At 70.6% G+C, this 19,485-nt stretch carries 19 protein-coding genes; 10 read left to right on the forward strand and 9 right to left on the reverse strand.

Annotated elements, in window-relative coordinates:
• Positions 1–18 precede the first annotated feature (18 nt).
• Together NM961_RS03780 and NM961_RS03785 are read right to left on the reverse strand one after the other, a co-directional pair.
• On the reverse strand, positions 19–3,012 hold the full coding sequence (locus tag NM961_RS03780) for a sensor histidine kinase (RefSeq protein WP_255911438.1): 2,994 nt from the start codon (positions 3,010–3,012) through the stop codon (positions 19–21).
• Positions 3,013–3,014: 2 nt separating this feature from the next.
• A complete protein-coding gene (locus tag NM961_RS03785) occupies positions 3,015–3,647 on the reverse strand; it encodes a response regulator (protein ID WP_255911440.1) in 633 nt (210 codons plus the stop codon).
• Positions 3,648–4,115: 468 nt separating this feature from the next.
• Between NM961_RS03785 and NM961_RS03790 the strand changes: the two genes are divergently transcribed.
• Complete coding sequence (locus NM961_RS03790; protein ID WP_255912187.1) at positions 4,116–4,943, forward strand: alpha/beta fold hydrolase; 828 nt, start codon at positions 4,116–4,118, stop codon at positions 4,941–4,943.
• Between the two features lie 82 nt (positions 4,944–5,025).
• Here the strand turns inward: NM961_RS03790 and NM961_RS03795 are convergent, their stop codons facing one another.
• A complete protein-coding gene (locus NM961_RS03795) occupies positions 5,026–5,943 on the reverse strand; it encodes a pirin family protein (protein WP_255911442.1) in 918 nt (305 codons plus the stop codon).
• Between the two features lie 122 nt (positions 5,944–6,065).
• On the opposite strand from NM961_RS03795, the gene NM961_RS03800 reads away from it, so the two are divergent.
• The 5 genes from NM961_RS03800 to NM961_RS03820 all read left to right on the forward strand — a co-directional run bounded on the left by NM961_RS03800 (position 6,066) and on the right by NM961_RS03820 (position 11,235).
• Positions 6,066–6,971, forward strand: coding sequence for a LysR family transcriptional regulator (locus tag NM961_RS03800; RefSeq protein ID WP_255911444.1), 906 nt, complete (start codon positions 6,066–6,068; stop codon positions 6,969–6,971).
• A 205-nt stretch (positions 6,972–7,176) separates the two neighbouring features.
• Positions 7,177–8,469, forward strand: coding sequence for a hypothetical protein (locus tag NM961_RS03805; protein WP_255911446.1), 1,293 nt, complete (start codon positions 7,177–7,179; stop codon positions 8,467–8,469).
• Between the two features lie 265 nt (positions 8,470–8,734).
• Positions 8,735–9,247 (forward strand): hypothetical protein, encoded by a 513-nt coding sequence (locus NM961_RS03810; protein WP_255911448.1) that lies wholly within the window; start codon positions 8,735–8,737, stop codon positions 9,245–9,247.
• A 222-nt stretch (positions 9,248–9,469) separates the two neighbouring features.
• Positions 9,470–10,438 (forward strand): polysaccharide deacetylase family protein, encoded by a 969-nt coding sequence (locus NM961_RS03815; RefSeq protein ID WP_255911450.1) that lies wholly within the window; start codon positions 9,470–9,472, stop codon positions 10,436–10,438.
• A gap of 518 nt (positions 10,439–10,956) precedes the next feature.
• Positions 10,957–11,235 carry an HU family DNA-binding protein gene (locus NM961_RS03820; RefSeq protein ID WP_255911452.1) on the forward strand — a complete coding sequence of 93 codons (279 nt, stop codon included), beginning with the start codon at positions 10,957–10,959 and terminating at the stop codon, positions 11,233–11,235.
• A 200-nt stretch (positions 11,236–11,435) separates the two neighbouring features.
• Here NM961_RS03820 and NM961_RS03825 read toward each other — a convergent pair whose 3' ends face one another.
• Positions 11,436–12,929 (reverse strand): aminotransferase-like domain-containing protein, encoded by a 1,494-nt coding sequence (locus NM961_RS03825; RefSeq protein ID WP_255911454.1) that lies wholly within the window; start codon positions 12,927–12,929, stop codon positions 11,436–11,438.
• Positions 12,930–13,025: 96 nt separating this feature from the next.
• On the opposite strand from NM961_RS03825, the gene NM961_RS24360 reads away from it, so the two are divergent.
• Positions 13,026–14,393: a PhzF family phenazine biosynthesis isomerase gene (locus NM961_RS24360; RefSeq protein WP_439334191.1), complete on the forward strand. Its 1,368-nt coding sequence runs from the start codon at positions 13,026–13,028 to the stop codon at positions 14,391–14,393.
• Between the two features lie 56 nt (positions 14,394–14,449).
• Here NM961_RS24360 and NM961_RS03840 read toward each other — a convergent pair whose 3' ends face one another.
• The 3 genes from NM961_RS03840 to NM961_RS03850 form a co-directional block, all read right to left on the reverse strand.
• Positions 14,450–14,809, reverse strand: a complete 360-nt coding sequence (locus tag NM961_RS03840) for a hypothetical protein (RefSeq protein WP_255911456.1) — start codon at positions 14,807–14,809, stop codon at positions 14,450–14,452.
• A gap of 231 nt (positions 14,810–15,040) precedes the next feature.
• Entirely contained in the window at positions 15,041–15,241 is a 201-nt protein-coding gene (locus tag NM961_RS03845) for a hypothetical protein (RefSeq protein ID WP_255911458.1), read from the reverse strand.
• On the reverse strand, positions 15,238–15,516 hold the full coding sequence (locus NM961_RS03850) for a hypothetical protein (RefSeq protein ID WP_255911460.1): 279 nt from the start codon (positions 15,514–15,516) through the stop codon (positions 15,238–15,240). The genes NM961_RS03845 and NM961_RS03850 overlap by 4 nt, the downstream gene beginning before the upstream one ends.
• A gap of 262 nt (positions 15,517–15,778) precedes the next feature.
• Here NM961_RS03850 and NM961_RS03855 point away from each other — a divergent pair, with 262 nt between their 5' ends.
• From NM961_RS03855 to NM961_RS03865, 3 genes are read left to right on the forward strand one after another with little or no spacing between them, the layout of a single operon-like run.
• Complete coding sequence (locus NM961_RS03855) at positions 15,779–16,264, forward strand: nuclear transport factor 2 family protein (RefSeq protein WP_255911462.1); 486 nt, start codon at positions 15,779–15,781, stop codon at positions 16,262–16,264.
• Positions 16,265–16,299: 35 nt separating this feature from the next.
• Positions 16,300–17,403: a sensor histidine kinase gene (locus NM961_RS03860; RefSeq protein WP_255911464.1), complete on the forward strand. Its 1,104-nt coding sequence runs from the start codon at positions 16,300–16,302 to the stop codon at positions 17,401–17,403.
• Complete coding sequence (locus tag NM961_RS03865) at positions 17,403–18,161, forward strand: LytR/AlgR family response regulator transcription factor (RefSeq protein WP_255911465.1); 759 nt, start codon at positions 17,403–17,405, stop codon at positions 18,159–18,161. Before NM961_RS03860 ends, NM961_RS03865 begins: the two co-directional genes overlap by 1 nt.
• Positions 18,162–18,237: 76 nt before the next feature.
• Here the strand turns inward: NM961_RS03865 and NM961_RS03870 are convergent, their stop codons facing one another.
• On the reverse strand, positions 18,238–18,711 hold the full coding sequence (locus NM961_RS03870) for an aminoacyl-tRNA deacylase (RefSeq protein ID WP_255911466.1): 474 nt from the start codon (positions 18,709–18,711) through the stop codon (positions 18,238–18,240).
• Positions 18,712–18,934: 223 nt separating this feature from the next.
• A complete protein-coding gene (gene sugE / locus NM961_RS03875) occupies positions 18,935–19,252 on the reverse strand; it encodes a quaternary ammonium compound efflux SMR transporter SugE (RefSeq protein ID WP_255911468.1) in 318 nt (105 codons plus the stop codon).
• Between the last annotated feature and the right edge of the window lie 233 nt (positions 19,253–19,485).

Below are 19,485 nucleotides of genomic sequence, written 5' to 3' on the forward strand. Positions count from 1 at the left end.
GCGCCGTACCGCGCAGGCCTACCGCCGCCAGCGCAATCCGCGCCGCGGCGCCAGCGCATAACTGCGTGCCGCGGCGCTGCGCAGTTCGATTTCGGTACCGGCGCCGGCGCGGCTGCGCAGGCTCAGCCGCGCGCCCAGGCGCTCGGCGCGCTCGCGCATGCTGGCCAGGCCGAAATGCCCGCTGCGGCCGCCGGCGCGCAGCACGGCGTCGTCCAGGCCGCGGCCGTCGTCGCAGATGCGCAGGCGGAATTCGCGCTCGCCGTAGTCGATCAGCACCAGCACCGTCGCTGGCGCGGCATGGCGATACGCATTAACCAGGGCCTCGCGCGCGATGCAGTACACCTCGCCGGCGAAAGCCGGCAGCAAGGCCCGCGGCCGGCCGGCCACGCTGAGTTCGAAGCCGCAGGCATGCAGCGGCGTCTGTTCCAGCGCCACCGCCTGCAGCGCCTCGGCCAGCGGCAATCCCGGCGGTGCGGCGGGGCGCAGTTCCATGACGCGGTCGCGGCCTTCGGCCAGCACCTGCTCGGCCACATCGAGAGCCTGTTCCAGCCCGCGCCGCGCCGCCGCATCGGGCACCCGTTCGGCCGCCGCCTGGAACCGCAGCAGCAGCCCCTGCACGCCCTGCAGCAAGGTGTCGTGCAGTTCGCGCGCGATGCGTTCGCGCTCCTCCTGGCGCACTTCGTTCTGCGCGCGCAGGCGGCGCGCGATCTGGCGCAGGCGCCAGCGGTACAGCAGCACGGCGGCCAGCAGCAGGAAGGCACCCAGCGCGGCGCGGAACAGGCCGGTCTGGAACCAGGCCGGTTCGATCACGAAATCCACGCCGGCGCCCTGCGTATTCCATACACCGCTGTCGTTGGCAGCGATCACCTGGAAGCGGTAGCGGCCCGGCCCCAGGTTGGTGTACGCCGCCTCGCGCCGGCCGCCCATGTCCTGCCAGTCCGCATCCAGCCCCTGCAGCAGGCTGCGGAAACGCACACGCTCGGGCACGGCCAGGCTGTTGCCGACGTAGCGTATGCGCAGCGCCGTGGTATGCGCCGGAAAGCGCAGGTCCGGCCCCGGCGAAAGCACCGCGCCGCCGGCATCGAGCGAGCGGATCAGCACCGGCGGCGCCAGCACATTGCGCACGCGGCGGCGCGGATCCAGCATCGCCACGCCGCCGGTGGTGGCGAACCAGAGACGGCCGTCGCCGTCCTGCACCAGGGTCGGCAGCGGCCGGAACTGCGCCGGCGCGCCGGGCATACCGTCCAGCGCATCGTGGATTTCCACCGCGACGCGATAGCCGGGTTCATCCAGCGCGCGGCGCAGTTCCGCCGCCGGTATGCGCAGCGCGCCGCGCGCCGCATGCAGCCAGAGATCGCCGTCCACGGTCTCGACGATGCCGGAGATGCCATGGAACAGTCCGTCCTCGCGCGCCTGCACTGTGCGGAAGCGTTCGCCCTGGGCGTAGGCCAGCCCGCGCGCGCCGCCGGCCCAGAGCCGCTGCGCGCCTTCGTGCAGGGCGCTGACATTGCCCAGGTCCAGTCCGTCGCCCGCGTCCAGCACGCGCGCGCCATCGCGCCCGATCAGCACGATGCGGTTATGCGAGAACCCCAGCCAGCGCCGGCCCGCGCGATCCACCAGCAAGGTCAGCGGCGAGGCCCGCGCCAGCAGTTCGGGCGCGTCGCGCCGGTGCGTCCATAAGCCGTCGGCGAGCGTGAACACGCCCGGCACGTTCAGCGATACCCACAGCACGCCGTCCGCATCGCGCGCCAGCGCCTGCACGGCGGTGGCGGCCGCCTGCGGCGGCAGCGCGGCCACGCGCTGGGCCTTGCCGTCGCGCACCTGCCAGATGCCGGAACGGCCGCCCAGCCAGATCTGGCCGTGCGCATCGCGGTAGGCGCAGCCGAAGGATTCGTCCACGCTGCGCTCCACCTGCCGCCCGCGCAGTCGCAGCAGCGGCTCGTTGCGCGTGCCGGCCCAGAGCGACCCGTCGCTGTCGGCGGCCAGGGCGAAATCGTGCGCGCCCTGGGGAAACGGCGCGCGCAGCAGATTGACCCGGCGCAGCCGGTCCAGGCCGGCCGCAGTGCCGAACCACAGCGAGCCTTCGCGATCCTCCAGCACGCTGCGCACGAAGTTTGCGGTCAGCCCCTCGGCTTCCGTATAGGTTTCCACCGCTGGATTTTCCGCAGCGAAACCCTGCACCAGCCGGCGCAGGCCGTCGCCCGGCGTCGCGATCCAGTAGCCGCCGTCGCGGTCCACGGCCAGGTCCTGCGCCGGCAGCGCCAGGGCGGCGGCCGGCGCTGCTTCGCCGGGCTGCGCCTTCAACCGCCGCAGCCCGGCGCCGGGCTGGGCCGCCCAGATCCGGCCCTGCCTGTCCTCGGCCAGCCGGCTCACCGGGTAGTCACCGGCCGCCACTTCCCGGAACTGCGCCGCGCCGGGCGCCTGGCGGTAGACCGCGTCCTCCGACGCCGCCCAGACCGCGCCGGCGCTATCGACCAGCACGGCGCGGGCCTGGCGTCCGGGGAAGCCCTGCGCCGCGCCGATCCAGGTCCAGGTTTCACCGTGCCGTCGCAACAGGCCGCGGTAGGTTGCAGCCCACACACGGCCGTCGTCTTGCTGGGCGAAACCGAACACCGTGCCGGTGGAAAAGCCCTCGGCTTCGCCGTAGTTGTACAGCCTGCCGTCGCGCAGCAGGCTGGCGCCGCCGTAGCGGAAGCCTATCCACAATGCATTGCCGCTGGCCCACAGCGCCGAAACCGCCTGGGACGGAAATTCGCTGCCGGCCGGTGCGGCGACGCGCTCGAACTGTATGCCGTCGAAGCGGTACAGGCCGGTGGGCGTGCCCAGCCAGAGAAAGCCGTCGCCGGTCTGCGCCAGCGCGGTGATGTCGGCCGGCGCGCCGTCCTGCACGGTCCAGCCGGTATGCAGCAGCTCGTCCACGCGCACGGCCGGATCCAGCGCCGGCACCGGCGCGCTGACCAGCAGCATCAGCACGGCGCACAGCGCCCGCTGCCAGACCGGCACGGCAGGCATGGCTACAGTGCGAAGATGCCGCGGCGCACCGCGATCGTCACCGCGTGCGTGCGGTCGTTGGCGCCGAGCTTCTCCAGGATGTTCTTCATGTGCACCTTGACCGTTTCCTCGGTCACGCCCAGCTGCAGCGCAATCTGCTTGTTGGCCGCGCCGTCGGCGGCGCAGCGCAGCACCTCGGTCTCGCGCACGGACAGCGCGCTGCCGGCGGCATGCTCGGCGATGTCGGCGGCGACCTCGCCCAGCACGCGGCGGCGGCCCGCGTGCACGCAGCGGATGGTGTCCAGCAGCTCGCGGCGCAGGCTGGTCTTGAGCAGATAGCCGCTGGCGCCGGCCTTGAGCGCGCGCAGCGCCTGCGCATCGCCGCGATAGGTGGTCAGTACGATGATGCGCGCCTGCGCGGCTTCGGCGCGGATCGCCGCAATTGCCGCGATGCCGTCGCATCCGGGCATCTGCAGATCCATCAGCACCACGTCGGGGCGCAGGCGGCGGAACTGTTCCAGCGCCTCCGCGCCGTCGCAGGCTTCGCCGGCCACGACCATGTCGTCCTGATGCTGCACCAGCGCGGCTATGCCTTCGCGCAGCAGCGGATGGTCGTCGACCGTGAGCAGCCGTATCGGTGCCTGTGCCTGGTTCATGCCTGTGTTCTCCGGCCCGGCGGCATGCGGCCGCGGCGGTTCCGCGCGCTACCTAGCATGCGGCAACGGCGGCGCCGGCGGATTACCCGAAAGAGTGAATTTCACGGCCGCGCCAGCCAGGGCGCACGCCGTGGCGCTCAGTCCGGCGCATGCAATCGCGACGCGGCCGGACCGGGTATAACTTGCTATTCAGCAACGCTGTGGAAAAAGAATGGCCTACCCGATCGAGGTAGACCGGCCTACCGCGCCCGGGCGTGCCAACGCCGCCGCTTCGCGCCAAGCTGGACAGACCCGCCCAGGAGCGCCGTCATGACGCAAGAGCCCGCCAAGCCCGCCGTGGACCAGGAGCGCCGCCGCCTGCTGATCGGCACGGCCGCCGCAACCGCCGCCGCGCTGGCGCCACCGGGCCTGCTCGCCGCACCGGCAGGCGCAGCCACCGCCTCGTCCAACCCCACAGGAGCACGCCGCATGAGCAGCACCTTCACCACCCGCGACGGCACGCAGATCTATTACAAGGACTGGGGCAGCGGCCCCGCCGTCGTGTTCAGCCACGGCTGGCCGCTGAATGCGGACAGCTGGGAATCGCAGATGTTTTTCCTCGCGTCCAACGGCTACCGCTGCATCGCCCACGACCGCCGCGGCCACGGCCGTTCCAGCCAGCCCTGGAACGGCAACGACATGGACACTTATGCCGACGACCTGGCCCAGCTGATGGAAAAGCTCGATCTGCAGCAGGCCAGCCTGTTCGGCTTTTCCACCGGCGGCGGCGAGGTCGCGCGCTACATCGGCCGCCACGGCAGCAAGCGCGTGGCCCGGGCCGGCCTGATCTCGGCCGTGCCGCCGCAGATGCTCAAGACCGAGAAGAACCCCGGCGGACTGCCGATCAGCGTATTCGACGGCATGCGCGCCGCCTCCGTCGCCGATCGCGCGCAGTTGTACCGGGACATCGCCAGCGGCCCGTTCTACGGCTACAACCGCGCCGGCGCGAAAAAGTCCCAGGGCATCATCGACACCTTCTGGCTGCAGGGTATGCAGGCCGGCCACAAGAACGCCTACGACTGCATCAAGGCCTTCTCCGAGACCGACTTCACCGAAGACCTGAAGAAATTCGACATACCCACGCTCGTCATCCACGGCGACGACGACCAGATCGTGCCGATAGACACGGCCGGCCGCGCCGCGGCCAAGCTGGTGAAGAACGCCAAACTGATCGTCTATCCCGGTGCGCCGCACGGGCTGGCGGATACGCACAAGGACAAGCTCAATGCGGATCTGCTGGCGTTTCTGAAGGCGTGAGACGGGTGCAGCGCCACCGCGCCAAAGACGCAAAAGCCCTCTCCCCCAAAGCGCGTCCGCGCTTGGGGGAGAGGGAGTTTTCTCACGCGGCGCCTGGCAAGATTTTCTCAGGCGGCATACGCACTGCGCCTTCTGACGCCGCTATCCCGCCAAACTTCCCCGCATTGAAATCCGCCATTGCCTGCACGATCTCCTCCGGCGTGTTCATCACGAACGGACCGTAGGCGACGACCGGCTCGTTGATCGGCTCTCCGCCCAGCACCAGCAGCAGCGCGTCGCTGTTGGCTTCCAGCTGCACGTCGCCGGCTTCGCGGTCGAACAGCACCAGTTGGGCTTCGCGCACGATCTCGCTGTCGTTGACCAGCACGGTGCCGCGCAGCACCACCAACGCCAGGGTGCGGCCCTGCGCCGCGCCGAATTGCAGGCTGTGGCCGGCGTTGAGGCGCAGGTCCCACAGGTCCATGGGCGTGAAGGTGCGTGCCGGGCCGCGGCGGCCCTGGAATTCGCCGGCGATCACGCGCACCTGGCCGGCACCGTCCGGCAGCGCGACGGCGGGAATGTCCGCATCGGGCAAGGTCTGGTAGCCGGGTTCGGCCAGCTTGTCCGCCGCGGGCAGATTCACCCACAGCTGCACCATCTCCAGCACGCCGCCGGCGCGGGTGAAGGCATCGGAGTGGAATTCCTCGTGCAGGATGCCGCCCGCCGCCGTCATCCACTGCACGTCGCCGGGGCCGATATGGCCGCCGGCGCCGGTGGAGTCGCGGTGATCCACTTCGCCCTGGTAGACGATGGTGACGGTCTCGAAGCCGCGGTGCGGATGCTGGCCCACGCCGCGGCGCTGCTGCGCCGGTTCAAAGCGGATCGGGCCGGCATAATCCGCCAGCAGGAAGGGGCTGAGGTGCTGGCCGTGGCTGGCATGGCTGAACAGCGAACGGACCGGGAATCCGTCGCCCACCCAATGCTGGCGCGGGGCGCTGTAGACGCCGAGGATCTTCTTCATGCGGTTCTCCTGTTCGCCGGGCGAGCTGCCCGTCTGCTGCGGCCAAGATAGGGCCGCGGCGCTGGCGCCGGTAGGCGGCAGGATTTAGCCTCAGCGTCCTATCCGAAGAACGCTGGCCGGCCATGCGCGATCTGAACGATCTGTACTACTTCGCCCAGGACGTCGACCACGGCGGCTTCGCACCGGCCGGACGCGCACTGGGCATGCCCAAGTCCAAGCTCAGCCGGCGCATCGCCCTGCTGGAGGATCGCCTGGGCGTGCGCCTGATCCAGCGCTCGACGCGGCATTTCTCCGTCACCGAGATCGGCCAGACCTACTACGCCCACTGCAAAGCCATGCTGCTGGCCGCCGACAGCGCAGAGGAAGCCATCGACCTCGGCCGCACCCAGCCGCGCGGCGTGGTGCGGGTTTCCTGTCCGGTCATGCTGCTGGACATGCGCGTGGGCGACATGATCGCGGGCTTCCTCGCCGCGTATCCGCAGATCGAACTGCATCTGGACGCGACCAACCGCCGCGTCGACGTGATCGGCGAAGGCATGGACCTCGCCATCCGCGTGCGTCCGCCGCCGCTGCAGGACACCGACCTGGTCCTGCGCACCCTGGCCGAACGCAAGCAATGCCTGGTCGCCAGCCCGCGCCTGCTGGAGCAGCTGGGCCATCCCGAAGTACCGGCCGACCTGCCGCGCTGGCCCTCGCTGGATCTGGGCCTGCCGCAGAGCGAACACGTGTGGAACCTGCACGGCCCCGACGGCGCCCAGGCGCAGATCCGCCACCAGCCGCGCCTGGTCACCCGCGGCATGCTCACCCTGCGCGCCGCCGCCATCGCCGGCGTCGGCGTGGTGCAGCTGCCGAACATGCTGATCCGCGACCAGCTCGCCCGCGGCGAACTGGTGCGCCTGCTGCCGGGCTGGGCGCCGCGGCACGAGATCATCCATGCCGTATTCGCCTCGCGGCGCGGGCTGGTGCCTTCGGTACGCGCGCTGATCGACTATCTGGCGGCGCGGTTCCAGGAGCTGGATGAGGACTGAGGCGGCGTGCGCCCCGCCTTCGCAAGGGCAAGTGGACCGAAAAAAGTTTTGTATGATTTTTGCGGCGAGCGTTCCCGCCGGTCCGGCGCAGGCCGCCGCCGCCGCACGCTGACGGTTTAAACCATTCCCCGCCGCCACCGCATCCGACTGCCGCACGGCCCGTATGCGCCGCGGCCGGCACCGTCATTCTCAATGGGGAACAACCATGTCATTACCGTTTCGCCGGGCCGGGCGCGCCGTCGCCCTGCTCGCTGCACTCGCCCTGGGCTGGTCGGTCCAGGCCGCCGAAGCCCCGGCGCAGGCGCCGGAGGAAACACCGGAACAGGCGCTCACCCGCCTGTTGCAGGCACACCGCAGCGAGTTGCAGGTCGGCGCCGCGGGCCTGCAAGGCGCCGGTCTGGAGCCGCTGCTCAAGCGCGCACGCGCGGCCCAGTTCGTGCTGGTCGGCGAAGACCATGGTTTCGCCGACGTGCCCGAGTTCGTCGTCGCCCTGGGCAAGTCGCTGGGCGCGGATGCGCCGCGCTATCTGGTCTACGAAGTCGGCCCCTATTCAGCGTCACGCGCCGCGGCCGCGGCGCGTGACGACAAGATGCGCGAATTCGCCCTGGCCTATCCCGGCGCGCTGCCATTCTTCAATCTGCAGGAGGACGGCGCCCTGGCCGTGGCCTGGCAGAAGGGGCAGAAGCAGGATGTGATCTGGGGCCTGGACCAGGAATTCATCTTCAGCTGCGGCCTGATCTTCGAGCGGCTGCGCGAGCTGGCGGCGCCGGGCAAGCCGCGCGAGACGGTGGACCGTTTCATCGGACGCTGCACCGCGGCGGACAAGGAAGTCATGGGCAAGCACGACGGCGGCGCCGCCCTGTTGCTGAATATGCAGCCGGCCGATTTCGCCGAGCTGCGCGCCGGCGTCGCCGCCGCGCCGGGCAGCGAGGCTTCGCGGCTGATCGACGAGCTGGATGTGAGCAACGCGATCTACCGCGGCCAGAAGACCGACGGCTATGGTTCCAACAACCAGCGCGGCCAGCTGATGAAGCGGCATTTCATGGAGTACTACCGCGCTGCGGAAAGTGCCGGCGAAAAGCAGCCGCGCGCACTGCTGCGCTTCGGCGCGTATCACATGATCCGCGGCATCACGCCGACCAACCTGTTCGACATCGGCAACTTCGTCAGCGAATTCGCCGCGAGCAACGGCCGCGAGTCGCTGCATATCCTGGTGCTGGCGGGCGGCGGCACGGTCAACCGCTGGCTGCCCTTCGTCGCCGACAAGGGACTGCGGACCCAGCGCTACGACGTCAAGGCGGAGATGGAAGACTTCGGCGCGATGCGCTTCGTGGAGAACGCGCACAGGCAAGGCTGGACCCTGTACGACCTGGAACCGCTGCGGCGCCAGCGCAAGGCGCGCAAGGCCGGCGGGACCGAGTTCGAGAAAGTGGTGTTCGGCTACGACTATGTGGTCGTCGTGGCCGAGGGCCGCGCGGGCAAGGACTACTGGCCCTGAGCGGCGGCAATCGCGCGGGCAGCGGCAGCGTCCGCGCGATTGCGGTACCGGGAAACCGGGGCACGCGCCAGTTGCGGCATCTTGCGTTGCGCTGGCAGGGCACGGAAACCCGCCACGCAGATGGCATGCCGCACCGCCCTTCGCAGCGACAGCGCACAGACTCGCACCACCGCCGCAGTAACAAAACTGCCATCGGTGCGCTCTACCCTGCCCCGCCTGGACAAAGCCGGCCGCCGCGGCCGGCTGCCCCGCGCGGAGAATCGTCATGCCGGCACTGGCACGCCTCACTTTGGCCCTGGCCTGCGCGCTGGCGCCGGCCGTCGTCTTCGCGGCTGCGGCCTATGTGCCGCTGGAACAGCAGCTCACACCGGAGCAGCGCCGCGACACCGGCCTGGACGGGCTGACGCCGGCACAGCTCGAACTGCTCAATCGCCTGCTGCGGGAAAAGGCCGAACAGGCGGTGGACTCTGCCGCAAAAACGACGCCGCAGCCGGCAACCGATGCGGTCGTCGCCGGCAGCGAAACACCGCGCGCCGTGCTGATGGAACTGGAAATCCGCACCATCAGGAGCCGCCTCAAGGGCACAGTCAGCGGCTGGGCGCCAGGCACCGAGTTCCAGCTGGAGAACGGCCAGCGCTGGAAGGTGCTCAAGGGCGAGATCCAGCTGCGCAAGGCGCTGGAATCGCCGGAGATCCTGGTCGTACCCGGCGTGGCCGGGCGCTGGTTCCTGCAGGTGGATGAGGACTATCCGAAAGCGCGGGTGTATCGCATCGACTGAGCGGCGGCAGGATCTGTTCGTCGCCGCAAGAGCGACGGCGCAGGTGATCGGTGCACATTGGACGTCACGCTTCTGCAACTGCCGCTGCGGCTGCCGGTACGACTGCGGCCTGCTTGCCGCAACCAAAGGCACAACCGGCGCCGCCGCTGCGGCTAGACTGCGCCGCGGCCGTTGCACGGCCGTCGCCGCCGCACGCGCGGCGCGATACGGACAGGATTCGTTGTGCACAGACAGCTTGGGAAACTCGCCGCGGCGCTGCTCCTCGCCGCGCTTCCGGCCGCCATCCTGGCGCAGGCCGCCGCGCCGCCGGCCGGCAAGCGCATCGCAATCAGCATCGACGATCTGCCGCTGGATTCGCGCAAACCGCTGGACATGGCCGCCACCCAGGCCCTGAACCAGCAGCTGTTGCGCGCGCTGCAGGACGAGAAGGCCAAGGCCATCGGCTTCGTCAACGAGGACAAGCTGCTGCGTCCTGGCGGTATCGACGCCGGCGTGGCCGTGCTGCAGGCCTGGCTGGACGCGGGCATGGAGCTGGGCAATCACAATTTCGGCCATCTGGGCCTGGGGCAAGCGTCGCTGGCGCAGGTGCAGGACGCCGTCGTCAAGGGCGAGGCCATCACGCGCTGGCTTGCCGCGCGCAATCAGGCGCCGCTGCGCTATTACCGCCATCCCTACAACCAGACCGGCCGCAACGAGGACGAGCGGCGCGCCTTCGAGGAATTCCTGCAGGCGCGCGGCTATACCGTCGCGCCGTTCACCATCGAGCACGACGACTATCTGTACGCCTGCGTCTACGAGCAGTTGCAGGACACCGCGCAGCGGCGCGAGCGCGACACCGTGGTCGAGGAATACCTGGCCCATCTGCGCGAATCCGTCGCGGTGTTCGAAACCATGTCGTCCGAACTGTTCGGCCGGCAGATTCCGCAGGTGCTGCTGCTCCATGCCAACCGCCTGAATGCGGAGACCCTGCCGCGCACCCTGGCCGCGCTGCGCGGACTCGGCTATCGCTTCGTGCCGCTGGAAGACGCGCTGCGCGACGAGGCCTATGCCCTGCCGGCAGCGGCCAGCGGCCGCTTCGGGCCGTCCTGGCTGGCGCGCTGGGCGCGGAGCAAGGGGGTGAAGCTGTCCGTCTACGGCCAGCCGGATCCCGGCGGACTGACCGCGCAACTGGCGGGCAAGCTCTGCCAATGAAAATACCGTCGACGCGACAGGCGCACGCTTGCGGTGGAGGCCTGGGGCGCCCTGGCCTCGCGTTGGAATTTTTCGGCGGAATTCAACACGGCGGCAACGCAGGCGGCACTCGCGTGCGGCGGCGAATCCGCAGTCCAACCGGCGCTGTGCGGAATCGCCAGAGCGCCGGACACTGCGCGCAACCGGCTTCACGCTCGCGTGAAACGCATCGGTGCATGATCCGGCCCGGCTTGACGCCACGGACGAAGACCCCGCCTCGGGATTTCTTCCGCGACGGACAATTGCCGCAAATGGCCGCTGGCCGGGAAACGGCGGAGCGGCCGGAAAACATCCGGCCCGGAACCGCTGCGCCGCCGCGTGCGCCGGGCCGAACCGGCCTGCTGCCGCGCCGGCCCCAAGCCGGGGGCCGCGGGCCATCGCCTTGAAATTCAACCAATTTCACAACCTGAGACAGGCCGCACTACGCCCCCGGCGGCGGTCCATGCCACAATAGCCGGCCACCCTTTAGGAAAATGCCAATGAACAAGTCGGACCTGATCGCCCGCATCGCCGAAGAACTCGGCCGCCCGAAGACCGAGACCGAGGCCTTCGTCAACAGCCTGATCGGCCAGATCGGCAAGGCTCTCGGCGCTGGCGAATCGGTGGTCCTGCCGGGTTTTGGCACCTTTGAAACCCGCTCGCGCGCCGCCCGCACCGGCCGCAACCCGCAGACCGGCGCCACCATCGAAATCGCTGCCAGCAAGGTTCCGGCGTTCAAGCCGGGCGCCGTGCTGAAGAAGAGCGTCAGCGGCGGCTGAGCCCGCTGCGAAAGCACGAAATCGCTTGACCGGACGCCCGTCCCGCTACGCGGGGCGGGCGTTTTCTTTTGCGCGACCAGGATGCCGGCACGCGCTCGGCGCGGCTGTCGGCGCCAGGATTCGCCCCATTGGCGGACAGATCGAGCCGGTGCGCGGCGCACGCCCAAGTGCCGGGCGCGGCCGGAACGAAGCCATGCGCCTCAGACCGGCGCCAGATCCGCCGCCACCGGCGCCGCGCGCTGCTGTTGCAGCAGTTCCCGCAGCGCCCGGCCCAGGCGCTGCGCGCCGGTCTCGATCTCGCCGGCCTCCGGCGCGGCATAGCACAGGCGGATATGTCCCGAGGCGCCGCCCTCGGGCAGGAAAGCGTCGCCGGCCTTGACCGCGACGCCATGGCGCAGGGCCGCAGCCTCCAGTTCCTGCGCCGCCAGCGGCCGCGGCAGCTGCGCCCAGACATAGATGCCGCCCTGCGGCGCCAGGCAGCGCAGTTCGGGACAATGCCGCGCCAGCGCCGCCAGCAGCGCATCGCGCCGCGCCTGCAGCGCGCGCCGGAACGCCGGCAGGTGGCGAGTCTGGCCGCCCTCGGCCAGGAAGCGCGCCAGGATGGCCTGGTTCAATAGCGGCGTGGACAGATCCAGCCCGGCCTTGGTCGCGGCCAGCAGCGGCAGCGCCGGCGCCGGCGGCAACAGCCAGCCCAGGCGCAGGGCCGGTCCCAGCAGCTTGGAGGCGCTGCCCTGCAGAATCACGATGCCGGCGCTGTCCAGGCTTTTCAGCGAAGGCAGCGGTGCGCCGAAATGCGCTTCGGCATAAACATGGCTTTCCAGGATAGGGGTGCGGAAGCGGGCACACAGGTCCAGGATGGCGCGGCGCCGCGGCAGGCTCATCAGGCGGCCGCTGGGACACTGGAAGCTCGGAATCAGATAGACGAACTTGGGCCGCAGGCGGATCAGTGCATCTTCCAGCGCCGCCGGCAGCGGGCCTTCGCGGTCCATGGCCACGCCGGCCACCTCGGCGCCGGCGGCGCGGAACGCGGCGAAGGCGCCGTGCCAGGTCGGACTCTCGCAAACCACCGCATCGCCCGGCGAAACCAGGCTGCGCGCGACCACGTTGAGGCCCTGCTGCGCGCCGCCGGTAATCAGCAATTCCTCCGCCGCCGCCTTCACCCCGTCGGCGCGCAGGCAGCCGGCCAGGGCCGCGCGCAGCGCGGGCAGGCCGTGCAGCGGCGCCGCACGAGTCACGCATTCTGTACTTTGCAGCACTTTTGCAGCACAGGCGGCCAGCGCCGCGGCGGGCACCAGGCTGGGATGCAGCCAGCCGTTGCCCAGGGAAACCACGCCGGGCGCCGGTTCCTGGCTCGCCGCCGGCGCGGCCCGCGCCAGGCGCGAGGCCAGCTGCGGCCAGGCCACGGCGCCGCCCGCGGCCGCGTCGGCCTCGTCGGCGATGACGACGGTGCCGCGGCCCACATGGCCGCGCACCAGGCCCAGCGCCATCAGCTCCTGGTAGGCCGCGGTCACCGTGGTGCGGCTCAGGCCCAGCTGCTGCGCGTACAGCCGCTCCGACGGCAGGCGCGTATCCAGCGGGATGCGACCGCTGCGAATGGACCTTTCAATATGGCCGGCCAATTGCAGATACAGCGGTTCGGCCGAATCCGGATCGGCCTTGAACTCAGGTTCTTTTGTCGCAGCCGCCCGCGCCATCGCGCCGCCTCCACATAGCCAATCCGGAATTGGACATTAACACGGCAAGGTCCGCTGCCGAGACTGGCCCTTCCCCAGCCGCGCCGTCCCACCCTCATGCGCCTGCCGCTGTTCCAGCTCGATGCCTTCGCCACCCGGCTGTTCGCCGGCAATCCCGCCGCGGTGCTGGTGCTGCCGCACTTTCCACCCGCCGCGCAGATGCAGGCCGTGGCGGCCGAGAACAATCTGGCCGAGACCGCGTTTCTGGTACGCAGCGGCGAGAACTACCGGCTGCGCTGGTTCACTCCGGTGCAGGAAGTGCCGCTGTGCGGCCATGCGACCCTGGCCAGTGCCGCGGTGGTGCTGGAGCGCCTGCAGCCCGGCCGCACCGAAGTCGTGTTCGAGACCGCCAGCGGCCTGCTGACGGTGCAACGCAGCGCCGGCGGCTATGTGATGGACTTCCCTGCCCGGCCACTGCACGCCATCGCGCCGCCGGCGGCGCTGGTGCAGGCGCTGGGCTGCCAGCCGCGCGAGGTACATGTAAATGAGCACAGCTATCTGGCCGTGCTCGACGATGCGCAGCGCGTGCGCGCGCTGCGCCCCGACCTGCGCGCGCTGGCCGCACTGGACCGCGGCGGTGTGATCGTCACCGCCGCCGGCGATGACGGCTACGACTGCGTCAGCCGCTATTTCGCGCCGGCCAAGGGCATAGACGAAGATCCGGTCACCGGCAGCGCCCACTGCGCATTGGCGCCGTTCTGGGGCGCGCGGCTGGGCAAGTCCGAACTGCACGCCTGGCAGGCCTCGGCCCGCGGCGGCGAGATCCGCTGCCGGCTGCGCGACGGACGGGTGGAGCTGGAAGGCGGCTGCGTGTTCTATCTCGAAGGCATGGTCGATATGCCGCTGCCGGACGAGGCCGCCGCGGACGACGTGCCGGCCGCGCACGCCGGTACGCGCCAGGCCGTGCAGACCAGGGCTGCCGATGATTCAGCCGCGCCGGCTCCCGCCGCCGGACACAACGGCACCGATACCGGGATCCCCACGCTGCGCGGCACTTACCGCATTTCCACCGACCCCGCGCGCCTGGATCTCGACGCCGTCCACGCTTACCTCAGCCGCTCGTACTGGTCGCCCGGCATCCCGCGCGAACTGGTCGCCGCGGCGGTGGCGCAGTCGCTGTGCTTCGGCCTGTACGACCCGCGCGGCGCGCAGGTGGGTTTTGCCCGCGTCGTCACCGACCAGGCCACTTTCGCCTATCTCTGCGACGTGTACGTACTGGAAGAACACCGCGGCCTGGCCCTGGGCCAGGCACTGATGCAGCAGGTGATGGCCGATCCGCTGTTCGGCCGCGTGCGGCGCAGCGTACTGGTCACGCGCGATGCGCATTCGCTGTACCGCCGCTACGGTTTTGCGGGCCTGGCCAACGCGCAGGGCTATATGGAGATCAACCGGCCGGGGCTGTACCAGCGCGGCCTTCCGGCCTGACCGCCGAGGCGCGCAAGGAAAGCCGCCGGGCAGCGTTTCCGCCGCCCGGCGGGCACTCAATCCGCGATCACGTTGTAGCCCCGTCCGTCCATGCAGCGCGCGACGATCTCGCGCTGCTGCAGCGAACCTTCCACGCCGCCGGCGATGCCGTAGCTGGCCGCGCCCCAGCCAGCGACATGGGCCACGTCGCGCCCGCGCAGCCCTACGGCCAGGGCGAACAGCGCGCCTATCGCCGCGCCGGCGGTGGCCGCGCCGGCTGCCTGGGCGCCGGCGGGACGTTGCGCGGCCAGGTTCTGGCAGTCGGCCAGGTCCAGTTCGTAGTCGCCGCGGCTGATGCCGCTGTCGACGATGGGCCGGTAGTGCACCGGCGCGCAGCCCGCACACAGGGCCATCAGCCCGGCCAGCATTCGTTTCATGACGCTTCCCCGCAATGCACGCAATGCCTGCTACGGCATTAGAGCAGGAAGCGGGCCAGGCGGTAGAGAAATGGCGCCGGGCCTGGGAAGCGGACGGCCGCTCGCCAGCGGATTCCGCGTCAGTGCCGCCCGTTTCAGCGCGACGCCGGCAGGCGGAAACAGGCATCAAGCGATGGACCGGCCACCCGGAGCAGACCCGGCCGATGCCGGCCTGATCCGGATTCGCGCGGCTCAGCGCAACGCCAGCAGCCAGAACAGTCCGGCGGAAAGCAGCAGCGACACCAGCACCAACCCCACGGATTCCTGCACGGCGCGGACCTGCAGCGGCCAGCTGCGCAGGGCCGGCCAGCTGCGGACGGCCGGCGGCGGCGGACGGCGCCGGTTGCGCGGCGGCGGCGGCGCGGTTTCGGGCAGCAGGCGGCGCTGGCTCATGCGGGCAGCCCGGGCTCGAACAGCTGCTCGAAGGCCAGCCGGCCCTGGCGGTCGAAGGCCAGCACATCGGCCACCCAGCCCAGCCGGCGCGATTCGCGGCAATGCTGCTTGCAACCGTCCACGGCGGCTTCCCGCGTCGGGAAATGGGCCAGCAGCGCGGCCGAGGCGCCGGCGTCCAGTTGCCGCAGCTGCCAGTCCCCGGCCTGGGCATCGAACACGACATGGTATTTGCGGACGATCACGGCGCGCTCCGGCGGCTGGACGGGCCATTTCATGATGCCCGGCGCCCGCCGCCGCACAACCGGGGGTTTTCCTCAGGAGTGGCCGCGGGTAGCCGTCAGCCGCGGCCGGAAGGCAAGAAAGCGACGAGGATCTCTTGAGATATTTGCAAATTTGATGATTGCGGCAGCGGCCGCGCGCCGCCGCTTCACCGTCCTGGCGCAGGCTGCCACCGTCCCGCAGCACTGCCGGGCCGCGAGACTGGGCGGCGGCGCGGGATCGCGCTTCAATGGCGCCGTCTCCTTACGGAAGCCCCGCATGCCCGCACTGCGCCGCACCGCCCTGCTGTTGTTGTGCCTGTCCGCCGCGGCGCCGGCCGATGCCGCGCATCCGGCAGAGGCGGAGATCCGGCGCATCGTCGATCGCTTCCAGTACGCTTTGGCAGCCAAGGATGGCGCCACCCTTTATGCCTTGTTCCTCGCCCAGGACAACGCCTGGCTCAGCGTCGCCTCGGAACGCCAGCTCGCCGCCTGGCGCGCCCGCGGGGTGGCCGCGCAGCGCGTGAAACCCGGCAACCACGCCGAATTCATCGCCCGGGTGATCGCGCAGCCGGAGCGCATCGAGGAAACGTTCAGCGATATAAAAATCCACACCGACGGCACGATCGCCTCGGTGCACTTCGACTTCGTGTTCCTGGAGGACGGCCGCGAGGTCAACCGCGGCGAGGAAGCCTGGCACCTGGTCAGGACCGACGCCGGCTGGAAGATCAGCTCGGTGATCTACTCCGTCAACCGGCCCGGCTGAGGCTACCCTTGGCTGCCGCAGGAGCCCGCAACGCGATGTCCGTCCCGCCACAGGCCCAGGCACAGTCCCGGCCGCCGTTCTGGCTGCCGCTGCTGGCCGGCCTGCCCATCGGCGTATGCATGATCGTGATGGCGCTGCCGGTGCTGGGCAACGGCCACGCCGCGGCCTATCGCCTGCTTTATCTGCTGGCCTTCCTTGGCTGGACTTTGCCGCTGACCGCGCTGCAGCGCGCGCTGTGGCCGCGCCTGGCCTGGTGGCTGGCCGCGCCGCTGCTGCTCGCGGCCACCTATGCCATGGCGCTGGCGACCAACGGCCTGAGCCTGCTGCTGGGCGTGCTGGCCGGCTGGGAGACGGCGGCCACGTTCGGCCCCGCGGCCCTGCTGCGCGGCCGCGGCGCCGACGGCGTCTGGCTGGCCCTGGTCGCGTTCTGCGCCGTGCACGCGGTGGTGAGCTACTACGCCGCGCTCAAGGACGAACAGGCCCGCCGCGTCGATGCCCTGGCCCGGCTGCGCGATGCCGAACTGCGCGCGCTGCGCTATCAGCTGCAGCCGCATTTCCTGTTCAATACCTTGAACGCGATCTCCGCCCTGGTCGCGACCGGACGCGAGCGCGAGGCCCGCCAGATGATCGCCCGCCTCGGCGATTTCCTGCGCGCGACGCTGGAATCCGCCGGCACGCACGAAGTTGCCCTGGCCGACGAGCTGGCCCTGACCGACAGCTACCTCGCCATCGAACAGGCGCGCCTGGGCGAACGGCTGTGCATCGAGCGCGCGGTGGAGGAGGACACGCTGCACGCCCTGGTGCCGCATCTGCTATTGCAGCCGCTGGTGGAGAACGCAATCCGCCACGGCCTGGCGCCGCGGCTGCAGCCCGGCCGCCTGCAACTCGCCGTGCGGCGCGAAGGCGCGCGCCTGCAGCTGCGCCTGAGCAACGACATGGAAGAATCCGCCGCGCAGGAGCTGCGCGAAAACGGCAAGCCCGGCATCGGCCTGCGCAACGTGGTCGAACGCCTGCAGCAACTCTACGGCGGTGCCGCCAGCCTGCAGGCAGCGCTGGTCGCCGCCGATCGCTTTGAAGTGCGCCTGGAACTGCCCTGGCGCGAAGCCGCGCCGGGCCGGCCGGCGCGGGAGGCGCGCTGATGCGCGCCGTCGTCATCGACGACGAACCGCTGGCCCGCGCCGGCGTCGCGGCGCGCCTGCGCGAACAGGCCGATGTGCAGCTGGTCGGCGAATTCGGCGACGGCGTCAGCGGCCTGGCCGGCCTGCGCGGACTGGCGCCGGACCTGGCCCTGGTTGACGTGCAGATGCCCCAGCTCAGCGGTATCGACATGCTGGCCGCGCTGGAGCCGGCGCAGCGTCCGCTGGTGATCCTGCTCACCGCCTACGACAGCTTCGCCGTGCGCGCCTTCGAGCTGGGCGCAATCGACTACCTGCTCAAGCCGCTGGACGAGGAACGCTTCGCCGAAGCCCTGCAGCGCGCGCGCCGGCTGCTGCCGCTGCGCCGTGCACCGGCTGTCGCTCCCGCCGCGCCGGCCGACGCCTACGTGCAGCGCCTGAGCGTGCGCCTGGGGCGGCGCAATCTCATCGTGCCGGTGCAGCAGCTGAGCTGGATCGAAGCCGACGGCGACTACGCCGTGCTGCATGCCGGCACGCAGAGCTGGCTGCTGCGCGAAGCGCTGCACAAGCTGGCGCAGCGGCTGGATCCGGCGAAATTCGTCCGCATACACCGCTCGGCCATCGTGCGCATCGAGGCGGTGGCCTCGCTGCAGCCGCTGTCCAACCGCGACGCCCAGCTGCATCTGCGCGACGGCAGCACCGTGCGGGCGAGCCGGACCTATATCGAAGACCTGCTGGGCGCGCTGGGCGGCGGCCACGCCGCGGCCGGCGCAAAGCCGTAGCCGCTCCGCCTGGCCGCGCGGCACGGCGGCCGGCGCGGTCTTCGGTCCGCCGGCCGGCGCAGGGCGCGCCCACCGTTCAATGCGTCAGGCGGTGTATGCGGCGCAGATGGCGCGGGTGCACCAGTTGCTCGAACAAGGCGAACGGAATGCGGATCAGCTCCGTATGCGAGCCGGCGTTGAAGACGATTTCCTCGTCATCGGAAAGGCTGTCGTCGACATAGACATCCAGCCCGTACAGATTGCCGAACGGCGGCATGGCGCCGGCCTCGCAATCGGGAAACAGCGGCGTGAATTCGTTTTCCAGCGCCAGCTCCACGACGGCCGCGCCGGTGGCCTGGCGCAGCGCACCCAGGTCCAGCCGCTGCGCGGCGCTGAGCACGGCCATGGCCATGCGGCCATCGATCTTGACCATGACGGTCTTGGCCATCGCCTGTTCGGGGATCTGTGCGCTGAGCGCGGTGTCGTGCGCGGTGGCGGTGCGCGCATGGTGGATGGTTTCAAAGCCTATGCACTGGTCGTACAGGAACTGCTGCAGGCGGGGTTCGGACATGGCCTGGCCTCCGTAGCCGGGGCGCCTCCGCGCGGACCGGCCTGTGCGAGCGGACGCCGGACTCCGCCGGCGCTGGGCACCGCAGCGGCGAGTCGCTGCGGCGACACGGGCCGGCGTCCGCCGATTGCGCAGCAGCGCGCGCAGTGACGGGCCGGCCTGCATGGCAGGTTACTCCTGCCACACAGGCACTGGCCAGCCGATACGGTTCAGTACAAGAAATTTTTCAGGTGGCGAGCTTGAGCCCGATCAGCCCCAGCACGATCACGCCGATCGAGGCCAGCCGCAGCAGGCTCACGCTCTCGCCCAGGAACAGCATGCCGACGATCGCGGTGCCGACCGCGCCTATGCCGGTCCAGACCGCATAAGCCGTGCCCAGCGGCAGCCCGCGCAGCGCCAGCGAAAGCAGGCCGAAGCTGACGGCCATCGCGGCGAGCGTGAGCAGGGACGGCCCCAGGCGCGACCAGCCATCGCTAAAGCGCAGGCCCACGGCCCAGCCGATCTCGAACAGACCGGCAAGAATCAGCAGCATCCAGTGATACATGGCAAACCCCGTCGTGTAAGCGGGGTCGTCCCCAGAATCGGCCAAGGCCGCGGGTCGTCCCGCAGCGGGGCGCATTGTGCCCGAGGCGGCTGAATCTCGTGTAACCCGCGGACAGGCGCGGCGTGCCGGCGCGTCCGCGGATCAGGACGCCTCAGACCCGGCAGCTTCGAGCCGGGACCTGCCGGTTCATTCGCACAAGAACCGCGCCGTCTTTCGACCACGCGGCCTTGCAC

Source organism: Tahibacter harae (genome assembly GCF_024437735.1).
In the GTDB taxonomy this organism is placed as follows: domain Bacteria; phylum Pseudomonadota; class Gammaproteobacteria; order Xanthomonadales; family Rhodanobacteraceae; genus Tahibacter; species Tahibacter harae.

Excerpts from the sequence above, each read along its gene's own strand:
- NM961_RS03780 (WP_255911438.1), bottom strand. The coding sequence starts at position 3,012 with ATGCCTGCCGTGCCGGTCTGGCAGCGGGCGCTGTGCGCCGTGCTGATG.
- NM961_RS03785 (WP_255911440.1), bottom strand. The coding sequence starts at position 3,647 with ATGAACCAGGCACAGGCACCGATACGGCTGCTCACGGTCGACGACCAT.
- NM961_RS03790 (WP_255912187.1), top strand. The coding sequence starts at position 4,116 with ATGAGCAGCACCTTCACCACCCGCGACGGCACGCAGATCTATTACAAG.
- NM961_RS03795 (WP_255911442.1), bottom strand. The coding sequence starts at position 5,943 with ATGAAGAAGATCCTCGGCGTCTACAGCGCCCCGCGCCAGCATTGGGTG.
- NM961_RS03800 (WP_255911444.1), top strand. The coding sequence starts at position 6,066 with ATGCGCGATCTGAACGATCTGTACTACTTCGCCCAGGACGTCGACCAC.
- NM961_RS03805 (WP_255911446.1), top strand. The coding sequence starts at position 7,177 with ATGTCATTACCGTTTCGCCGGGCCGGGCGCGCCGTCGCCCTGCTCGCT.
- NM961_RS03810 (WP_255911448.1), top strand. The coding sequence starts at position 8,735 with ATGCCGGCACTGGCACGCCTCACTTTGGCCCTGGCCTGCGCGCTGGCG.
- NM961_RS03820 (WP_255911452.1), top strand. The coding sequence starts at position 10,957 with ATGAACAAGTCGGACCTGATCGCCCGCATCGCCGAAGAACTCGGCCGC.
- NM961_RS03825 (WP_255911454.1), bottom strand. The coding sequence starts at position 12,929 with ATGGCGCGGGCGGCTGCGACAAAAGAACCTGAGTTCAAGGCCGATCCG.
- NM961_RS24360 (WP_439334191.1), top strand. The coding sequence starts at position 13,026 with ATGCGCCTGCCGCTGTTCCAGCTCGATGCCTTCGCCACCCGGCTGTTC.
- NM961_RS03840 (WP_255911456.1), bottom strand. The coding sequence starts at position 14,809 with ATGAAACGAATGCTGGCCGGGCTGATGGCCCTGTGTGCGGGCTGCGCG.
- NM961_RS03845 (WP_255911458.1), bottom strand. The coding sequence starts at position 15,241 with ATGAGCCAGCGCCGCCTGCTGCCCGAAACCGCGCCGCCGCCGCCGCGC.
- NM961_RS03850 (WP_255911460.1), bottom strand. The coding sequence starts at position 15,516 with ATGAAATGGCCCGTCCAGCCGCCGGAGCGCGCCGTGATCGTCCGCAAA.
- NM961_RS03855 (WP_255911462.1), top strand. The coding sequence starts at position 15,779 with ATGCCCGCACTGCGCCGCACCGCCCTGCTGTTGTTGTGCCTGTCCGCC.
- NM961_RS03860 (WP_255911464.1), top strand. The coding sequence starts at position 16,300 with ATGTCCGTCCCGCCACAGGCCCAGGCACAGTCCCGGCCGCCGTTCTGG.
- NM961_RS03865 (WP_255911465.1), top strand. The coding sequence starts at position 17,403 with ATGCGCGCCGTCGTCATCGACGACGAACCGCTGGCCCGCGCCGGCGTC.
- NM961_RS03870 (WP_255911466.1), bottom strand. The coding sequence starts at position 18,711 with ATGTCCGAACCCCGCCTGCAGCAGTTCCTGTACGACCAGTGCATAGGC.
- sugE (WP_255911468.1), bottom strand. The coding sequence starts at position 19,252 with ATGTATCACTGGATGCTGCTGATTCTTGCCGGTCTGTTCGAGATCGGC.